The organism is Azospirillum formosense, assembly GCF_013340925.1.
In the GTDB taxonomy this organism is placed as follows: Bacteria; Pseudomonadota; Alphaproteobacteria; order Azospirillales; family Azospirillaceae; genus Azospirillum; species Azospirillum formosense.
The window spans coordinates 1-924 of record NZ_WHOR01000523.1 but is presented as its reverse complement, the minus strand read 5'-3'; the positions used below and the strand labels follow the sequence as shown (position 1 = coordinate 924).

The 924-nt window shown below is 80.7% G+C and carries 2 protein-coding genes; both read left to right on the top strand.

What is annotated here, in order from left to right; genetic code table 11:
* On the top strand, positions 1 to 622 hold a 622-nt coding region (locus GBZ26_RS29575), incomplete at its 5' end, for an ABC transporter permease subunit (protein ID WP_174441825.1).
* Positions 622 to 924 (top strand): hypothetical protein, encoded by a 303-nt coding sequence (locus GBZ26_RS29570; RefSeq protein ID WP_174441824.1) that lies wholly within the window; start codon positions 622 to 624, stop codon positions 922 to 924. The genes GBZ26_RS29575 and GBZ26_RS29570, both read left to right, overlap by 1 nt.

Genomic DNA, 924 nt, shown 5'->3' with positions numbered 1-924 from the left:
GGCGGGACCCGGCTGGACCCAGGCATTGGGCGCCGTGCTGGCCGCCCTGCCGGCGACGCTGGCGCTGGTCCTGCCGGCGCTGGCGCTGGGGACCGGGCTCGGCGCCCTGCTTGGCGTCCTGGGCGGGGCGGGCGCCGTCCTTGGCGGGATGGGTCCGGCCATGCCGGGCTTCCTGCTGGCCGCGGTCTTCGCCGCCACGCTGGCGAAGGCGCCCGTCCTGCTGGGCCTCGCCGCCCTCGCCCTGCCCGCCGCCGCCCAGGCCGCGACGCTCGCCGGCCGGGCGCGGGCCGGGGCGGAGGACACCGTTCTGCTGGCGGCGCGCGGACGCGGGATGGACGGCTCCGCCCTGCTGTGGCGGCTCACCCTGCCGCTGGGGCTGTCGGCGGCGATGGGCGGCCTGCGCAGCGCCGTGGCCGGAACGGTGGCCGCGGCCGTGGCGGTGGAAAGCCTGTTCGGGACCGGCTTTTCCGGCGCCGGGCGGCTGTTCGTCGAGGCGGCGCGCGCCGGAGACACCGGCATGGCCGTCGCCGCGCTCGCCGGGCTGTGCGGCCTCGCCGTGCTGCTGGGCGCCCTGGGCGGCGCGCTGCACGGCCGGATCGACCCGCGGGCCCGGATGGCCTGATGCACGGACCCGCCGGCACCGAGTCCCGCGCCGATCCACACTGGCGCGACGGCCCCTGGCAGAAGGCCGGGCAGCGGCTGACCGCGCACCGGCCCGCCGCCGCGGGGCTGGCCGTTCTCGCGGCGGTGATGCTGGCGGTCGCGGCGGGCCTCGTCGCCGGGGGCGGCCCGGTGGGGGCGGCGCTGGCCGCCGGACACCAGAGCCTGACCTTCGCGCTGCTCGCCGGGCTGGGCGGGGCCGCGCTCGGCCTGTTCTGGGGGGCCGCCGCGGTGGCCTTGGCGAGCGGGCGGAGCGGGCGGTGA